The 17,866-nt window shown below is 69.9% G+C and carries 14 protein-coding genes; 10 read left to right on the top strand and 4 right to left on the bottom strand.

What is annotated here, in order from left to right:
* Window positions 1–52 precede the first annotated feature (52 nt).
* From ABD901_RS00355 to ABD901_RS00345, 3 genes are read right to left on the bottom strand one after another with little or no spacing between them, the layout of a single operon-like run.
* On the bottom strand, window positions 53–922 hold the full coding sequence (locus tag ABD901_RS00355; RefSeq protein WP_345119909.1) for a carbohydrate ABC transporter permease: 870 nt from the start codon (window positions 920–922) through the stop codon (window positions 53–55).
* The gene (locus ABD901_RS00350; protein ID WP_380137237.1) at window positions 919–1,896 is read right to left on the bottom strand and encodes a carbohydrate ABC transporter permease; all 978 of its coding nucleotides are present in this window, start codon (window positions 1,894–1,896) and stop codon (window positions 919–921) included. Before ABD901_RS00350 ends, ABD901_RS00355 begins: the two co-directional genes overlap by 4 nt.
* 57 nt (window positions 1,897–1,953) lie before the next feature.
* Window positions 1,954–3,219, bottom strand: coding sequence for an ABC transporter substrate-binding protein (locus ABD901_RS00345; protein ID WP_345119905.1), 1,266 nt, complete (start codon window positions 3,217–3,219; stop codon window positions 1,954–1,956).
* 135 nt (window positions 3,220–3,354) lie between these two features.
* Between ABD901_RS00345 and ABD901_RS00340 the strand changes: the two genes are divergently transcribed.
* The 10 genes from ABD901_RS00340 (at window position 3,355) to ABD901_RS00295 (ending at window position 16,647) form a co-directional block, all read left to right on the top strand.
* Window positions 3,355–5,904, top strand: coding sequence for a glycoside hydrolase family 9 protein (locus tag ABD901_RS00340; RefSeq protein WP_425556641.1), 2,550 nt, complete (start codon window positions 3,355–3,357; stop codon window positions 5,902–5,904).
* Window positions 5,895–6,065 carry a hypothetical protein gene (locus tag ABD901_RS00335; protein ID WP_345119903.1) on the top strand — a complete coding sequence of 57 codons (171 nt, stop codon included), beginning with the start codon at window positions 5,895–5,897 and terminating at the stop codon, window positions 6,063–6,065. The genes ABD901_RS00340 and ABD901_RS00335 overlap by 10 nt, the downstream gene beginning before the upstream one ends.
* Window positions 6,066–6,338: 273 nt before the next feature.
* Entirely contained in the window at window positions 6,339–6,635 is a 297-nt protein-coding gene (locus tag ABD901_RS00330) for a hypothetical protein (protein WP_345119900.1), read from the top strand.
* Between the two features lie 301 nt (window positions 6,636–6,936).
* Window positions 6,937–10,617 (top strand): PQQ-dependent sugar dehydrogenase, encoded by a 3,681-nt coding sequence (locus ABD901_RS00325; RefSeq protein ID WP_345119898.1) that lies wholly within the window; start codon window positions 6,937–6,939, stop codon window positions 10,615–10,617.
* A 199-nt stretch (window positions 10,618–10,816) separates the two neighbouring features.
* Window positions 10,817–11,386 (top strand): hypothetical protein, encoded by a 570-nt coding sequence (locus ABD901_RS00320; protein WP_345119896.1) that lies wholly within the window; start codon window positions 10,817–10,819, stop codon window positions 11,384–11,386.
* 29 nt (window positions 11,387–11,415) lie between these two features.
* Window positions 11,416–12,492: a peptidoglycan-binding protein gene (locus ABD901_RS00315; RefSeq protein WP_345121068.1), complete on the top strand. Its 1,077-nt coding sequence runs from the start codon at window positions 11,416–11,418 to the stop codon at window positions 12,490–12,492.
* Window positions 12,489–13,175 (top strand): ABC transporter ATP-binding protein, encoded by a 687-nt coding sequence (locus ABD901_RS00310; RefSeq protein WP_345119893.1) that lies wholly within the window; start codon window positions 12,489–12,491, stop codon window positions 13,173–13,175. The genes ABD901_RS00315 and ABD901_RS00310 overlap by 4 nt, the downstream gene beginning before the upstream one ends.
* On the top strand, window positions 13,172–14,377 hold the full coding sequence (locus tag ABD901_RS00305) for an ABC transporter permease (protein ID WP_345119891.1): 1,206 nt from the start codon (window positions 13,172–13,174) through the stop codon (window positions 14,375–14,377). Before ABD901_RS00310 ends, ABD901_RS00305 begins: the two co-directional genes overlap by 4 nt.
* Window positions 14,378–14,389: 12 nt before the next feature.
* Window positions 14,390–15,955: a HAMP domain-containing sensor histidine kinase gene (locus ABD901_RS00300; RefSeq protein ID WP_345119888.1), complete on the top strand. Its 1,566-nt coding sequence runs from the start codon at window positions 14,390–14,392 to the stop codon at window positions 15,953–15,955.
* A complete protein-coding gene (locus ABD901_RS00295) occupies window positions 15,952–16,647 on the top strand; it encodes a response regulator (protein ID WP_345119886.1) in 696 nt (231 codons plus the stop codon). Before ABD901_RS00300 ends, ABD901_RS00295 begins: the two co-directional genes overlap by 4 nt.
* Window positions 16,648–16,702: 55 nt before the next feature.
* Here the strand turns inward: ABD901_RS00295 and ABD901_RS00290 are convergent, their stop codons facing one another.
* A complete protein-coding gene (locus tag ABD901_RS00290) occupies window positions 16,703–17,824 on the bottom strand; it encodes a glycoside hydrolase family 130 protein (protein WP_345119884.1) in 1,122 nt (373 codons plus the stop codon).
* Between the last annotated feature and the right edge of the window lie 42 nt (window positions 17,825–17,866).

Here is a 17,866-nt window from a genome sequence, read left to right as displayed (position 1 = left end):
CAACGGTAACCGGCCGATCCGCCACCCGAGGCCTGCGACCGCAGGCAGCCGGTCATGCCTTGACCGCCCCCTGCATGATTCCGCCGATGATCTGCTTGCCGAGAACGGCGAACACCAGCAGGATCGGCGCCGTGCTGATCAGGGTTCCGGCGAGCACGAGCGAGTAGTTCATGTAGTAGCCGCCGGCCAGCGTCGACAGGGCAACCTGGACGGTCGGGTTGCTCTGGCCCAGGGCCAAAAGGGGCCAGAAGAAGTCGTTCCAGGCGCCCATGAAGGTGAACAGCGCCAACACCGCGGCAGCGGGCCGCGCCGCGGGCAGCACGACATGCCAGTACAGCTGGGTCGTCGAGCATCCGTCGACCCGGCCGGCTTCGAGCAGCTCATTGGGCAGCGCTTCGGCCAGGTACTGGCGCATCAGGAACACCCCGAAGGCGGACGTGGCCGCCGGGACGATCACCGCCTGCAGCTGGCCGGTCCAGCCCAGCCATTGGGACATCATGATGTACAGCGGGATGATGCCCAGCTGAGCCGGAACCATCATCGTCATGACAACGAACGTGAGCATCGCGTTGCTGCCGCGGAACCGCAGCTTCGCGAACGCGAATCCGGCCAGTGTGCTGGTGAGCACCACTGAGACGGTGACCGTGCTCGCGACAATCGTCGAGTTGAGCAGCGCCAGGCCGAAGACGCCCTGGGAGAATGCCTGCTGCAGGTTGGCCAACAGGTGGGTTCCGGGCAGCAGCTTGGGCGGCCAGCTCCCCACTGCGGAGTTGTCCTGCGAAGACGCGACCAATGACCAGTACAGCGGGAACACGGACACCGCGACGATGGCGCCCAGCAGCAGATAGGTCGACGCTCCGGCCCGGCGGCGGCCCGGCGCTGCAGACCTGCGGTGGGCAGGGAAAAGCCGTATGACGCTCATGTGGCGCTCCGAATACGTCGAACCAGCAGGTAGTTCACGCCGACCGCGACAATGATGATCATGAACATGGCCCAGGACACCGCGGACGCGTAGCCGTACTTGCCGTGGCTCCAGAACTGTTCGTAGACGTACATGGCCAAGGTCTGGAACTCGCGGGAGTCGCCGCCGGTCGGGCTCAGCCCCGGGTTGAACATGAGCGGCTCGGTGAACAGCTGGATACTGCCGATCGTTGACATGATGACGGTGAAGATGATCGTCGGCCGCAGCGCCGGGATGGTGATGCTGCGAAACTTCTGGAACTCGCCGGCGCCGTCGACCTCCGCCGCCTCGTAGAGGTCTTCCGGCACCGCTTGCAGCGCGGCGAGATAGATCAGGGTGTTGTAGCCGGTCCACCGCCAGGTGATCATGATGGCCAGCGCCGACCATGATTGCCAGGTGCCCGCCTGCCAGTCGATCTTGCCCAGGCCGACCAGGCTGAGCAGCCAGTTGATCAGGCCGAAGTCCCGCCCGAACAGCGCGGCGAAGATCAGTCCGACGGCGGCGACCGAGGTGACGTTGGGCACCAGGACACCCACGCGGAGCAGCGTGCGGGCACGCAACTGGCGATGCAGCAGGTGGGCGATCCACATGGCGAGCAACAGCTGGGGCACGGTGCCCAGCACGCCGATGGCGAAAGTGTTGCGCAGTGCGTTCCAGAAGTAGTCGTCGTGGATGAGCCGAGCGAAGTTGCCGAACCCTACGAAGGTGTCGCTGCTGCCCGGCACGACGCGGTTCCACTGGGTAAGGGCCATCCAGCCGGTATAGAGGATCGGGAACAGCCCGAACACGAAGAAGATCAGGAAGAACGGCGCGATGTAGAGATACGGCATTCCCTTCACGTCGAGCTTGTAATGCAGGCGGGCCCACCGGTCGGCCGTGGCCCACGGGGGACCTCGCCGCGGACGTACCACCGCTGAACGTGCTGAAGCTGTCATCAGCTGGTGGCTCCTTTCGGAATCTCTTTCGCCGGCCGGGAGCGACAATCTCGTCGGCTACGGCGCGGTGGCGTTTGCCACGTCTTTCAGAACCTGTCGCCAGGCCTGCTCGGGTCGCTGCTTACCCTTGTCGACCCGATTGATCCCCTGGCCGATCAGCGGACCGATGTCGCCATCCTTGGGACCTTGGTACTGCGGGCGCAGCCTCTTGGCCGCCGTGGTGAAGATCCGGCCGGTCGGCGCATTGTTGAAGAACGGGTTGGTGTATCCGACGATTGCCGGGTCGTCATAGAGCGCCGGTTGGCTGGGCAGGTGCCCCTGGGTTCGGAAGATCCAGCTCGCCTGCTCCGGCGCGGTGAGCCACTTGGCGAGCTCAACGGCTTCCTTCTGATGCTTGCTCTTTTTCGGTACGGTCAGAAAGGAACCCCCCCAGTTGCCGCTGCCACCGGGGATTGTGGCGATGTCCCACTTGCCGCTGGTCTGCGGCGCGTTCTGCTTGATGGTGTCGGTCATCCACGCCGGGCATGCCACGGTCGCGAACGATCCCTGCTGGAACCCGGCGTTCCACTGCTGGCTGAAGGTGGTCAGCTTCGCCGACTCGCCGGCCCGCACTGCCTCGACCGCGAGGTCGAACGCCTGCTTGACGGCGGGATTGCTCGCCACGACCACCTTGTTGTCCGAGTCGGTATAGCCGACGGTTGCCTGACCGATGATGGCGTTGAAGACGTTGGAACCGGAGTCGAACCAGGCAACGTCCTTGGGCGCGTTGGCCTTGAACCGCTTGCCGGTCGCGATGTAGGACCGCCAGTCCGGCCACAGCGCGGCGACCTCATCGCGGTCGGTGGGCAGGCCGGCCTGTGCGAACAGATCCCTGCGGTAGCACATCGCCAGGCCTCCGACGTCGGTACCCAGACCGATCAACTTCCCGTCGGCACTGGTCGCCTGCTGCGCCTTCCACGGCAGCCACTGGTGCGGGTCGGCGCCGTAGTCCCTGAAATCGACGAACTTGTCCGCCATGGCCTTGAACTGCGCCATGTAGCCGCCTTCGACCGCCTCGATGTCGCCGGTCCCTGATCCCCCGAGCAGGTGCGCCTGCAGGTTCTTGTGATGGTCGTCGAAGGAGACGACACGCTCGACGATCTTGAGTCGGGGGTGGCTCTGCTGGTACCTGGCGTACAGCTCGCGATATCCGAAGTCGCCGAACGTGTTGATCACGAGCTGGTTCTTGCCCGATTCGGTAAAGCCGCATCCGGCGGCCACAAAACTGAACGCCAAGCAGCACAGCGCCAGCAGTACTCGCGCCTTCGATTTCCTGGTGTGCATCGGACCTCCTTGAAGGCCCTGCGCGTCCTACCCGATCCGCTAGCTGTGACCGCGGCTGTCAAAAAAAGTTGGCACCCGGACGTGTGCCGGGTCACAGTGGGAGCGCTCCTAAGTTTTCTACCAAAAGTAAGTCCCGTGAAACACTCTCTTCTCGTCGGTGCCGCAGGGGCATTGCTGGTCGTCCCGCTGGCCACTCCCGCCACACCCGCCGGAGCCGATCCGCCGGAACAGGTCGTCAACGGCACGTTCGACAGCGGCACGGACCCGTGGTGGTGGACCGGCAACACGCCGGCGAGCGCGGTCGGCGGCCGGCTCTGCGCCACCGTCCCGGCCGGCACACCCAACGCGTGGAACGCCATCATCGGGCAGAACGCCATCACACTGCAGGCCGGCGAGTCCTACCGGCTCGCGTTCACCGCCAGCGCCACAACCCCGGCGACGATGCGCGCAAACGTCCAGCTGGCCGACCCTCCGTACACCCCGGAGCTGTCGGCCCCCACAGCGCTGACGACGACCCCGAAGGCGTTCAGCTACACGTTCAAGGCGGCTGCCAGCACCACCGCCGGTCAGGTCGCCTTCCAGCTCGGAGGCGGCACCACCGTCTGGACCGTGTGCCTGGACGACGTCTCGCTGCAGGGAGGGACGCCGCGACCGGTGAACGTCCCGGACATCCACCCCCGCGTGCAGGTCAACCAGGTCGGCTACCTCACCGAAGGCCCGAAGGAGGCGACCGTCGTCACCAAGGCGACCGCGTCGCTGCCCTGGCAGCTGCGCAACGCCGCGGGCGTCGTGGTCGCTCAGGGCAACACCACGCCCCGCGGCGTCGACCCGACGTCGGGGCAGAACGTGCACACCGTCGACTTCGGCCGGTACCGCGTGGCGGGCACCGGCCTGACCCTGATGGCCGACGGCGAGACGAGCGTGCCGTTCGACATCGGGGTCAACGCCGCCTACGAGAAGCTGCGCGTCGACGCGCTGTCGTTCTACTACACCCAGCGCAGCGGCATCGCGATCCTTGGGAGCATCGCGCCTGGCTACGGCCGGGCCGCCGGTCACCTCGGCGTCCCGCCCAACCGGGGCGACACCGACACGCCCTGCCAGGTGGGCGTCTGCGACTACCGGCTCGACGTGCGCGGCGGCTGGTACGACGCGGGCGATCACGGCAAGTACGTCGTCAACGGTGGCATCGCGGTCTACCAGCTCATGAGCACGTTCGAGCGGACCAAGCTGGCTCTTGTGGAACCCGGCAGGTTGGGTGACGGCTCGCTGCGGATCCCCGAGCACGGCAACCAGGTGCCGGACGTCCTCGACGAGGCCCGCTGGGAGCTGGAGTTCATGCTCCGCATGCAGGTCCCGGCCGGCCGGCCGCTCGCCGGCATGGTGCACCACAAGGTCCACGACCAGAACTGGACCGGCCTGCCGCTCGACCCGGCGGCCGACCCGCAGCCGCGCGAGCTGCACCCGCCGTCGACGGCGGCGACGCTCAACTTCGCGGCGGTCGCCGCGCAGGGCGCACGGATCTTCCAGCCGTACGACAAGGCGTTCGCGGCCAAGCTCCTCGACGCCGCGCGTACCGCCTGGACCGCGGCCGCCGCCCACCCGGCGATCTACGCCCCGTCGTCCGACCACATCGGCGGCGGCGCGTACGACGACGCCGACGTGTCCGACGAGTTCTACTGGGCGGCCGCCGAGCTGTACCTCAGTACCGGCGAAAGGGCCTATCAGGACGCAGTCATGGCGTCGCCGTGGCATACCGCGGACGTGTTCCGGCCGCAGGGCTTCGACTGGAAGTTCACCGCCACCGCCGGCCGGCTCGACCTGGCGACCGTCCCCAGCGGGCTGCCGGACCGGGCCCGCGTGCGGCAGTCCGTGGTAGACGGCGCGCAGAGGTACCTGGCCACGCTGCGCGCCAACCCCTACGGCCTTGCGTACGCTCCCGCCAGCGGGCGGTTCGATTGGGGCTCCAACAACCTGGTGCTCAACAACCTGGTGGTGCTGGCGACGGCGTTCGACCTGACGGGCTCTGTCGCCTTCCGTGACGGCGTGGCGAGCGGCATGGACTACCTGCTCGGCCGCAACGCGCTGAACCAGTCGTACGTCACCGGGTTCGGCAAGCAGGCTGCACACAACCAGCACTCCCGCATGTACGCCCACCAGCTCAACCCGGCCCTGCCCAGCCCGCCGGCCGGCTCGCTCGCCGGCGGGCCGAACTCCTCGGCCCAGGACCCGGCGGCGACGAGGATCCCGCCGGGCTGCCCACCGCAGTTCTGCTACATCGACGACATCGAGGGCTGGTCGACGAACGAGATCGCGATCAACTGGAACGCGACCCTGTCGTGGGTGTCCTCGTTCCTGGCCGACCAGGGCGACGGCGGCCCGGTGCCGGCGCCGGCGTGCTCGGTGTCGTACCGCAATGTGGTCGACTTCGGACGCGGTTTCCTCGCAACCGCCACGGTTCGCAACACGAGCGGGCGGACGCTGCATGACTGGAAGCTCCGGTACGCCTATACCGGCACGCAGAAGGTCGACCGGGTGGTGGACGGCACGGTGCGGCAGACGGCGGCGTCGGTCGAGGTGACCCCGGGGCACTCGCGTCTGCGCCCCGGGGAGTCGACGTCGATCCTGCTGGTCGGCCGGGTGGATTGGGGCCCGAACACGGTGCCTGCCGTCTTCTGGTGCGGGTAGCCGAACTGCTCATGTCGATGTCGGGCTGTGCGGGCTCGCAGCCGTTGCCGGCCGATCTCAGCCCGGCCCAGTACCTGGCTGGGGTGGGGGCGGCGTTGTTCCTGGGCCGCGCAGGGGCGGCGGCCCAGGCCGTCGGCGAGCGCCAGGCCGGCGGCCCGTGAGGTCATCGATGAGACCTTGGTCGGCCGGTACATGGCGGCCCACGGCGGGTCGCGACGACGGGCCTGGGCGCAGGAAAGCTGATACCCGTTGATGTCGGCCCGCCACGTATTCGCACCCCGGGGAATGTGAATGCCGGTCCGTGCCGGTGCCATTGGCGCTTCGCCGGTAACGGAAGAATGGTCTGATCTGCCCCTTGAATTACGAGGATATGTCGACAGTGTCCGCTCGACGCCGCGCCGTGGCAGGTCACGGGGTACGGCACCGAGGAAGCCGTGAACGGCCCTGGCGGTCAGACCCACCCCGGTGGCGGCGTGCGCATGAAGGCGCCGCTCGACTTCAACGCCATCAACCCGACCTGGGAACGCCTCGGGATGAACGAGAGTCGAGGCCTCGGCGGCGCCTGCTACGGCGACTCGGGCGGGCCGAACTTCGTCACGCTCAACGGCAAGTTCATCCTCGCCGGCACGACCATCACCGGTGACACGCCCTGCTACGCCACCAACGTGGTGTACCGCACAGACACCGCGAGCGCTCGCACCTTCCTCGCGCAGTTCGTCTCGCTGCCCTGACGACGACGGTGGCCGGTCGGGTTCCCGCCGGCCCCCGGAGCGGCATGATCAACTTACGTTAAGCGGCATTGGACCTGGGAGTGACGGCGGAGATCCTCGTCGCGTAAACCCTGATCACTTGATAAAGGCCCCGCATTCTCGCATCGCGGCGAGAATGCGGGGCCATTGGGCGTCAGGAATGCGACACATCTGCATCCCTCGTTACTGGCTAGTCTTACTCAACCACCCCTTGCGGCCACGTCCTCGTTCCCTGCATTCGGCGGAGCTGGCCGCCACTCCTCACTCCACAGTGGAGGGCCGCATGTCGCGGACGCGACGCGCGTTACGGTCGGCATTGGTCGCGAGCCTGGTCGCCGCGGTCATCACGCCGATCGCCGGCAGCGAGGCCGCCACCGCGGCGCTGCCGACCGGTTTCCAGGAACAGGTCGTCTTCAGCGGGCTAACCCAGCCGACCAACATCGAGTTCTCGCCCGACGGGCGCATCTTCGTCGCCGAGAAGGGCGGCAAGATCAAGGTCTTTGACAGCCTCGCCGACCCGACCCCGGACGTGTTCGCCGACCTTTCCGTGGCGGTGCACAACCAGTGGGACCGCGGCCTGCTCGGCCTTGCGCTGGCGCCGAACTTCCCGACCGACCCGTCCGTGTATGTCTTGTACACCTACGACGCGCCCCTCGGCGGTACCGCACCCGTCTACAACGACGTGTGCGCGGATGCCAACGGCGGCGCGTGCGTGGTCTCGGCGCGGCTGTCCAAGCTGACCGCGTCGGGCAACGTCATGACCGGCACCGAGCAGGTGCTCATCACCGACTGGTGCCAGCAGTTCCCCAGCCACTCCATCGGCGACCTGAAGTTCGGCGCCGACGGTGCCCTCTACGTCTCCGGCGGCGACGGCGCGAGCTTCAACGTCGTGGACTACGGCCAGCTCGGCACGCCGAAGAACCCATGCGCCGACCCGCCGAACGACGCCATGACCCCGCCGACCGCCGAGGGCGGCGCGCTGCGCTCGCAGGACGTGCGCACCGGCACCGACCCGGCCGGCCTCAACGGCTCGATCCTGCGCCTCGACCCTGCCACGGGCGCGGCCATGACGGGCAACCCCCTGTCGTCCGCATCGGACGCCAACGCGCGGCGCGTCGTCGCGACCGGCCTGCGCAACCCGTTCCGCATGACGATCCGCCCGGGCACCAACGAGGTCTGGGCCGGCGACGTCGGCTGGAACACGTGGGAGGAGATCGACCGGGTGGTCAGCCCGACCGCGGCGCTGACCAACTTCGGCTGGCCGTGCTACGAGGGCGCGAGTCCCCAGGGCGGTTACGACAGCGCGAACCTCTCGCTCTGCGAGGCCCTCTACGCGGGCTCCGGGCAGAGCGCGCCCTACTACACGTACAACCACAGCGCGAAGGTCGTCGCCAACGAGTCCTGCCCGTCCGGCGGCTCGTCGGTGTCGGGCCTGGCGTTCGCGCCCACCAGCGGCGGGTCCTACCCGTCGGCGTACAACGGCGCGCTGTTCTTCTCCGACTACAGCCGCAACTGCATCTGGGCGATGATGCCCGGCACCAACGGCCTGCCCGACCCAGCGAACATCCAGACGTTCGACGGCGGCGCGAGCGGCCCGGTCGACCTGGCCATGGGCCCCGGTGGCGAGCTGTACTACGCGAGCCTCAACGGCACGATCCGCCGCATCCGGTACTACCCGAACAACCAGCCGCCGGTCGCCGCGTTCACGGCCACGCCGACGTCGGGCGCCGCGCCGCTCGCGGTCTCGTTCAACGGCAGCACCTCCTCGGACGCCGACCCGGCCGACCAAGGGCTGCTGCAGTACGCCTGGGACTTCACCAACGACGGCACCACCGACGCCACGACGCCGACGGCGAACTTCACCTACACCGCCGCCGGCACATATACGGCCAAGCTCACCGTGACGGACACGGCGGGCGCGACCGGGACGAAGACGACGACGATCACCGTCGGCAATGACGCGCCGACCGCGATCATCGACGCACCGGCGGCCACGGCGACGTGGGCGGTGGGCAACACGATCAACTTCACCGGGCACGCGACCGACCCGCAGCAGGGCAACCTGCCGGCCTCGGCGCTGAGCTGGCAGGTGATCCTGCACCACTGCATCACGCCGGACAACTGCCACGAGCACCCGATGAACACCTTCAACGGGGTGGCCGGCGGCTCGATCATCGCGCCCGACCACGACTATCCGTCCTACGTCGAGTTCCGCCTCACCGCGACCGACTCGGGCGGGCTCACCAGCACCGCGAGCGTGTCGGTGCAGCCCAAGACGGTGAATCTGGCGTTCAACTCCAGCCCGGCCGGGCTGCAGCTGACCGTCGGTTCCACCACGAAGACGACGCCGTTCACGCTGACCGTCATCCAGGGCTCGACGAACTCCGTCTCGGCACCGACGCCGCAGATGCAGGGCTCGACCCAGTACTCGTTCTCGACCTGGTCCGACGGCGGGGCTCAGACGCACGTCATCACCGCGCCGGCGACCGCGACGACGTACACGGCCACCTACACCGGCAGCGCGCCGACGTGCAGCGACTCCTTCGGCTACACCTGCACCGCCGGGGCCCGCACCTGGATTCCGGCCGACCAGACGGTGCTCTCGCTCAGCGGTGACGACAACTACCAGCAGGTGGCGCTGCCGTTCCCGGTCACGTTCTACGGCCAGCAGTACACCAGTGCCTGGGCCGACACCAACGGCGTGCTGAGCTTCGTCCAGCCCGGCGGCTCGGCCTGGAACCACGGCGCGATCCCGTCGGCCGCCGCGAGCGGCAAGGCCAACGGGGCCGTGTACCCGATGTGGTCCGACCTCAACGTCGACGCCTCGGCGAGCGTGCGCACCGCGGTGACCGGCACCGCGCCCAACCGGCAGTTCATCGTCGAGTGGCGCAACGTGCAGTTCTTCGACAACGCCTCCGCGCGCGTGTCCTTCGAGACCGTGCTGTCGGAGAACAGCGACATCGCGGTCGCCTGGAACAACATTGACGCGCTGGCGATCGAGCAGGGCGCCAACTCCACGGTCGGCATCGAGAACGCGGCCGGCACCGTGGCGCTGCAGTACTCGCTGAACCAGCCGAACCTGCGCTCCGGCAACGGCGTGCTGTTCCACCCGCCGACCGCACCGCCGCCGCCCACCGGCAACTCGCTGACCGGCACGGTGACGGTGACGGGCTCGGGGGCCAACCTGGCCGGCGCGCGGATCGCGCTGACCCCGGGCGGCGCGACGGCGACGACCGCGGCCGACGGGACGTACCGTATCGACGGCCTGACGGCGGGCACCTACACGGTCGCCGCGACCGCGCCCGGCGGCCAGACCGCCAGCGGTAGCGCCACGATCGGCACGACCGGCGCCACGCTGAACCTGTCGATCGCCCTGACCGACTCGTTCGGCTACACGGCAACGCCCGGCGCGCGCACCTTTGTGCGGGCCGACCAGACCGTGCTCACCCTCACCGGCGACGACAACTACCAGCAGGTCACGCTGCCGTTCCCGGTGAAGTTCTACGGCACGACGTACACCAGCGTCTGGGTCGACACCAACGGCGTGGCGAGCTTCGTGCAGCCCAGCGGCTCGTCGTGGAACCACACGGCGATCCCGTCGGCGGCGGCGAGCGGCAAGGCCAACGGCGCGGTCTACCCGTTCTGGGAGGACCTGAACGTCGACGCGTCGGCGAGCGTCCGCACCGCCCTCACCGGCACGGCGCCCAACCGGCAGTTCGTGATCGAGTGGCGCAACGTGCAGTTCTTCGAGGCCGCGAGCGCCCGCGCATCGTTCGAGATCGTGTTCTCGGAGAACGGCGACATCGCGGTCGCCTGGGCCGACATCGACGGGACCACCTTTGAGCAGGGCGGCGCGGCGACGGTCGGCATCGAGAACCAGGCCGGCACGGTCGCGCTGCAGTACTCGCTCAACCAGCCGGTGCTGCGCAACGGCAACGGCGTACTGTTCCACCCGCCGGCGTAACGATCGATCCGGCGACTGTCCGACAGGGCCCGCTCCGTGCGTCTCGACGGGGCGGGCCCTGCAACTTGCTTACCTTGTCGGACCTTGCCCCAATGCCGCGTCCGCCCCGCCGACGGTAGCGGCAGTACCCCAAAAGGGGAATCGACGCTGCCACTCGACGGTGATGTGGTCATGGGGGCGCGCTGGGAGCGTCGGCACCGTGATTTCCAGGAGGCGAAAGCATCAGCTCGCGGCCGTGCTGTGTACCGGCGTCATCGCGCTCGCCGGGTGCTCCGGCAACGGCGGGGCGAACGCGGGGGCGTCGCCGACGCCGTCCCTGACCGACGCGCAGATCCAGGCCGTCGTCAACGAACTGGTTCAGTGCATACGCGACAACGGTGCTCCGGGTATGCCGGACGTGCGGGTTGAGAACGGCAAGATCGTCCAGCCGGACGAGAACTCGGTGGACGAGACGACCAAGCAGAACGCCGAGTCGGCGATCGACGCGTGCGCCTCCATCCGCGACCGGCTGCCACCGTCGGTGTTCGAAGAGGGCGGCTCGCAGAGCGAGCCGGCCGTCGGCGGGCCCGGGCCGCAGGACGTGCCGGCGCTGCGCAAATTCAGCGAGTGCATGCGCGAGAACGGGGTGCCGGAGTGGCCTGACCCGAATGCCGACGGCTCGTTCCCGTCCGGGAGCGTCCTGGCGACCGAGGGCAAGTCGCCGCGCATCATCGCCGGCTTCCAGGCCTGCCAGGAGTACTACAGCGGCAGCTTCCGGACGTCGTCATGAGCGGGCGCAGGAGAGTTCGGCGGGTGGGGATGGCCGTGGCGGTGACCGCGTTCGGCGTGGCGGCCGCTGGCGCCGGCACGGCGGTGCTCGGCCGGCCGCATCCGGCGGCACCGGTGGCGCAGGTGAGCACGAACACCGAGGCCGTGACGCGCGGTCCGGTGGCCGAGCGCACGCGGTTCAGCGGCATGCTCGGCTTCGACGGCACGTACCAGGTGGCGCACCAGGGCGAGCCCGGGATTGTGACGGCGATGACCGAGGCCGGCACGACGGTCGCCCGCGGTGGCGTCGTGTACGCGGTCGCGAATCACCCGGTCCGGCTGCTCTACGGGGTGGTGCCGGCGTACCGCGACCTGGCCGCCGGGGTGACCAACGGCCCCGACGTCAAGCAGCTGGAGGAGAACCTCGTCGCGCTCGGCATGGACCCGGGCAAGCAGATCGTGGTCGACGAGAAGTTCACGGCGGCGACCGCGGCGGCGATCCGGCGGTGGCAGGCGAGCTGGGGGCTGCCGGCGGCGCAGCGTACCGGCCGGCTGCCGCAGGGGTCGGTAGTGTTCGCGTCGGGTCTGCTGCGCATCGCGCAGGTCCAGGCGCCGGTGGGTGCCGCGGCGGCACCGGGCCAGCCGGTGCTCTCCGCGACGTCCACCAACCGGGTGGTCACCTCGGAAATCCCGATCGTGCGGCAGTCGCAGGTGCACGTCGGTGACCAGGTGCAGGTCACCGTGACCGGGCTCACCGGGCCGACGACCGGGACCGTCGTGCGGATCGGCCGCACCGCCACCGACCAGCAGCCCAACCAGCAACAGCAGCAGGGCGGCCAGAACGGCCCGCCGACCGTGACGATCACTATCCAGGTCAGCCTGCCCGCCACCACAGCGGACCTCGACCAGGCCCCGGTCGCGGTGCTGATCACCGCCGCCAGCAAGCCGAACGTGCTGCAGGTGCCGGTGGTGGCCCTGCTGCCCCGCACCGGCGGCGGGTACCAGGTGCGGCTGCCGGACGGCACGTTCGTGGAGGTGAAGCCGGGACTGTTCGACGAGGTCACCGGCAAGATCGAGGTCACCGGCAATCTCACCGTCGGCCAGCTCGTGCAGGTGCCGGTCTCGTGACCGCCGCGCTGGAGCTCGACGCGGTGCACAAGCTGTACCCGGGTACCCCGCCGGTCGCGTCCGTCGCCGGCATCACGCTCACCGTCCACAGTGGAGAGCTGGTGTCCGTGGTCGGCCCGTCCGGGTCGGGCAAGACGACCCTGCTGAACCTCGCGGCGGGCCTCGACCGGCCCAGCTCCGGCTCGGTACGCATCGCCGGGCAGGCCATCGAGGGCCTGTCGGACCGTCAGGTGTCAGGGCTGCGGGCGCACCGCCTGGGCGTGGTGTTCCAGCAGTTCTTCCTGCTGGAACACTTCACCGCACTGGACAACGTGGCCGCCGGGCTGCTCTATCGGGGGGTGCCGGCCGCCGAGCGACGCCGGGCGGCCGGCACGGCGCTGGAACGCGTCGGGCTGAGCCACCGAGCCGGGCACCGCGCCCGGCAGCTGTCCGGTGGGGAGCGTCAACGGGTGGCGATCGCCCGGGCCCTGGTCGGCCGCCCGGCGGTGGTACTCGCCGACGAGCCGACCGGGAACCTCGACAGCGCGACCGGCGCCGGCATCCTCGCGCTGCTGCGCGAGCTGAACGCCGACGGCACCACGATCGTCGTCATCACCCACGACCCCGAGGTGGCCGCGGCCACCCACCGGCGCATCGAGCTGCGCGACGGCGTGGTCGTCCACGACACCGGAGGCGACTCATGACTGACGTGGCGCAACGGTCCCGCCTGCGCGCCGGCGACCTGCTCCCGGTCGGCACCGTCGGGCTGCGCAGCCGGCGGGTCCGCGCCGCACTGTCGATGCTCGGCGTCGCCATCGGCATCTCCGCGGTCGTAGCGGTGCTCGGCATCACCCGGTCGAGCCAGGCCGACCTGCTCGCCCGGATCGACCGGCTCGGCACCAACCTGCTCACCGTCGCCAACGGCCGCAGCTTCGGCGGCGGGCAGGAGGTACCGCTGCCGCAGACCGCGGCGGCCACCATCGCGCGGGTCGACGGGGTCCTCGGCACCGCGCCCACCGCGGCCCTGCCGGGCGTCACCGCCACCCGCTCGGACCTGATCCAGCCGCAACGCGGCGGCAGTGCGGCGGTCCGCGCCACCGACCCGACGCTGCTGCCCACGCTCGACGGTCACCTGGCCGGCGGTGTCTTCCTCAACGAGGCGACGATGCAGTACCCGACCGCCGTGCTCGGCTACAAGGCCGCGGAGACGCTCGGCATCGCCGACCTCGCCGGCGACCCGCGCATCGCGATCAATGGGCACATGTACACCGTCGTCGGCATCCTCGAGCACTTCGAGCTGGCGCCGGAGATCGACGGCTCCGTCCTGATCGGCTTCCCGGTGGCCGCGGCCCAGTTCGACTACGACGGGCACCCGACGCGGATCTACGTACGGGCGCAGACCGACCGGACCCTCGAGGTACGTGGCCTGCTCGCACGAGCGACCAGCCCGACGGCGCCGGAACAGGTGAATGTCAGCCGCCCGTCGGAGACGCTCACCGCCCGGCTGGCCGCGGCCGACGCCGGTACCGCGCTGTTCCTCGGCCTCGGAGCGGTCGCGCTGTTCGTCGGCGGCATCGGCATCGCCAACGTCATGGTGATCTCGGTGCTCGAACGGCGCGGCGAGATCGGCCTGCGCCGAGCCCTGGGGGCGACCCGGACGCACGTCGCCGTGCAGTTCCTCATCGAGTCGGTGCTGCTCGGCGCCGCCGGTGGGCTGCTCGGCCTGCTCGCCGGCGCGGCGATCACGCGCGGCCTCGCGTACCAGCGGGGCTGGCAACCGTTGATCCCGCCGGAAGCGATGGGCCTCGGGCTCGCCGGCGCGGTCGTCATCGGCGCGCTCGCCGGACTCTACCCGGCCCTGCGCGCCGCCCGCCTCGCACCGACCGACGCGCTGCGCAGCACGTAACGTGGACCTGCGATGACACACCTCGGGCTCCGGGCCAAGATGGCCGCGTCGTACGTGCTGGTGACCGCCGCCGCCGTCGCGGTCGTGGAGATCGTCGTGCTTGTTCTCGTGATGCCCGGGCTGCTGGCCGGCGACTCGGCCGGCGACCGGTCGGTGATCGTGTTCGTCACCGCGAAGGACTACGCCAGCCGGGTCGGCGAGGCGGTGCAACGGCTGGGCCGCCTGCCCGCGCCCGACGAGCTGCAACTCGGCGAGGAGGGGCTGCGGCTGGCACCCGGCGAGGCGATGGTCACCCCCGACCGCAGTGGCGTGCGGATCCCGTACACGCCGAATGCCCAGGACGACGCGCACCCGATGTCGCTCGCGCTGCTGCTCGACACCGACCGGCGGATCGTGGGCAGCTCCTACCCCGCGCGCTACCCGGTCGGCCAATCCTACGGCAGCGCCGGCGGCGCCGAGCTGCCGGCTGACACGATCGCCAAGCTCCTGACCCTCGGCAAGAGCGGCTCTGACGAGGCCAAGACCGCCGGCGGCACCATCCTCTGGGCCGCCATACCGATCACCAGCGCGGCGAAGCCGTCGACCGTCAAGATCGGTGACAAGCCTCCGTCGACCGACGCGATCGGCCTGCTGTACGTGCAGGTGCCGGACGGCCCTACGCTGCCGACGCTCATCAAGTCTCCCGACGGGCGCTCCGGCGTCTGGAACAGCGTCGCTGCGCAGTTCGGCGTCGGGCTGCTGGTCCTGCTCGGCGCGCTGCCGGTCGGCGCGGTCTTCGGCCTGTACTCGACCCGGCGGCTCATCGGCCGGCTCCGGCGGCTCGCGGCCAGCACCGTGGCCGTCGCCGACGGCGACTACCAGCACCGCGTCCTGGTGTCCGGCTCCGACGAGGTGGCCCAGCTGGAGACCAACTTCAACCGGATGGCGGCCCGGCTCGCCGAGGCGATTGCCGCCGAGCGGCAGCTGGCCAGCGCCGGCGAGCGCGCCCGCATCGCCCGCGAGCTGCACGACTCGATCTCGCAGGACCTGTTCTCGCTGCGGCTGCTCGCCGGCGGGCTGCGCCGGACCCTGCCCGCGGACTCGCCGCTGTACCCGCGCGTCGAGGCGATGGAGCACACCGCGACCAGCACGATGCACGAGATGCAGGCCCTGCTGCTGGAGCTGCGCCCGATCGCCCTGCGGGACGCCGGGCTCATCCCGGCCCTGGAGGAGTTGTGCCAGGCGTACCGGGACCGGATCGGCGTCGCCGTCGACGCCGACCTGGAGCCGGTCGACCTGCAGCCCGCGGTCGAGCACGCCGTCCTACGGGTGATCCAGGAGGCCCTGGCAAACGCGGTCAAGCACGCCCACCCCAACCGCATCGCGCTGCGCGTACGCACCGACGACCTGCAGGTCGAGGTGTCCGTCAGCGATGACGGCAGCGGCTTCGACCCCGTCCACGCGGCGAGCCGGCACGGCATGGGCCTCGACCTCATGCGCGAGCGGGTCGCCGAGCTCGGCGGAATCCTCTACCTCGAGTCCACGCCAGGCACCGGCACCACGATCCGGGTCCTGCTCCCGCGAGGATGGCCGACATGATCCGGGTGCTGATCGTCGATGATCATAAAGTGGTACGGCAGGGACTGCGCTACCTGCTCGAACAGGAGGACGACATCGAGGTGGTCGGCGAGTGCGCCGACGGTGCCACCGCACTGCGGGCCGTGCGCAGCCTCGAGCCGACCGTTGTCCTGCTCGACCTGTTCATGCCCGGCCCTGCTCCGGGCGAGAACGGGCTCAGCGTGCTCACGCAGATCAAGCGCGACCGGCCGGCGACCGAGGTGCTCATGCTCACCTCGTCGAACGCCGACGAGCACATTCTGGCCGCGATACGGGCGGGCGCGCTCGCGTACCTGCCCAAGACCGCAGGCGTCGATCAGGTCGTCGCCTCGGTCCGCGCGGCCGCCCGCGGCGAGAGCCTCCTCGAACCAAGGATCGCCGTCCGGCTGGTCCGCGAGATACGCGAGGGTGCCACGCGGCACGGCCCGCTCGACCAGCTCTCGCCCCGCGAGGTGGAGGTGCTCGGCGTGCTCGCCCGCGGCCGGTCCAACCGGGAGATCGCCCGCACGCTCGCCATCAGCGAAGAGACCGTGAAGGCACACGTGTCGAGCATTCTGGCCAAACTGCAGCTGGCCGACCGAACCCAGGCCGCCATCTTCGGCCTCCAACAACGCCTGGTGCCGCTGGACGACGCCCTGAACGAGACCGATTCTGGACGAGGGTCCTCGTCTTAGCCAAGGCCCACGGCTCCACACCGTCCGCCTCGACCCGGCCGACGAGCGGGCCCGGCTACAGGTCGTACAGAAGCCTGCCGGTCAGCGGATCCTGCCCGTACCGCTGGCACAGCTCCGCGAGCACGTCCTCGTGTGCGAGCCCGACGTTCATGACCGTGTCGTTGCCGGCGTAGTAGATCACGATCGTGCCGTCCGGGCGGCGCGCGAGGCCGCAGGAGAAGACGACGTTCGGCACGTGCACGTAGTCGGTGTCGGCGACGCGGCAGTCGGCCCGCGACGGGAACAGCAGCGGGATGCTGGACATGCGCACGATGCGGGGATCGTCGAGGTCGTGCAGGGCCACGCCGAGCACGTACGGGTTGCCGTCCATCGTCGTGCGCACACCGTGGAACACGTTGAGCCAGCCGTGCCGGGTGCGCACCGGCGGCGCGCCCGGCCCGATCTTGTCGGAGAAGGCGCTCGGGCCCGCACCGGTCCGCATGATCGGCTCGTCGGCGATCTCCCACGGGCCGGTCCGGAAGTCCTCCGCGTATCCGATGCGGATCTGGGTGTACGCGCCGCCCGTGTCGCCGGCGGTGATGTCGTTGGGCCGGAACAGCCCGACGTACCTCCCGTCGATCCGCTCCGGGAACAGCACCACGTTGCGCATGTCGCGGTCGAGCATCGGCCCGTGCCGGGTGAACGCGATGAGGTCGTCGGTGAGTGCGAGGGACACGCGCACCCGGTTGCGGATGCCGGCGTGGTAGGCGCTGTAGGTGACGGCGAACGTGTCCCCGACGGGGTTGATCCGGGCGTCCTCGACGCCGCCGGACTCGATCTCCGCGATGTCCTGCCAGTCGAGGCCGGCCGCGTACTGGTCACCCTTGGTCGCGGGGGACAGCACCGGCCGCGGACGGACCTCCCACCCGGAGACGCCGTCGGCGCTCGTGGCCAGGCCGAGGACGCTGACCCCGCACCGCAGATGCGACCGGAACAGCAGCACGGTCCGGTCCGCCAACGCCACCGCGCCGGCGTTGTGCACCGTCATCACCTGCAGGTGCGGCTCCTGCCACACGGAGTTCACCTGGTGAGCAGTCAGAACCGGATTTTTCGGGTACCGCAGGACAGGCGTGTTGAGCGAAACGACCCCCGACGTCCCGTCACCGAACTGCACCTCACGCGTCATCACAGCGTCCACGGTCGCACCCTGCGAGCCGCCCGCGCGGCGATATCAGCAACT

This window comes from Dactylosporangium darangshiense (assembly GCF_039537565.1).
Classification (GTDB): domain Bacteria; phylum Actinomycetota; class Actinomycetes; order Mycobacteriales; family Micromonosporaceae; genus Dactylosporangium; species Dactylosporangium darangshiense.
The sequence above is the reverse complement of the archived record's forward strand: the minus strand, read 5'-3'. Positions and strand labels throughout refer to the sequence as shown.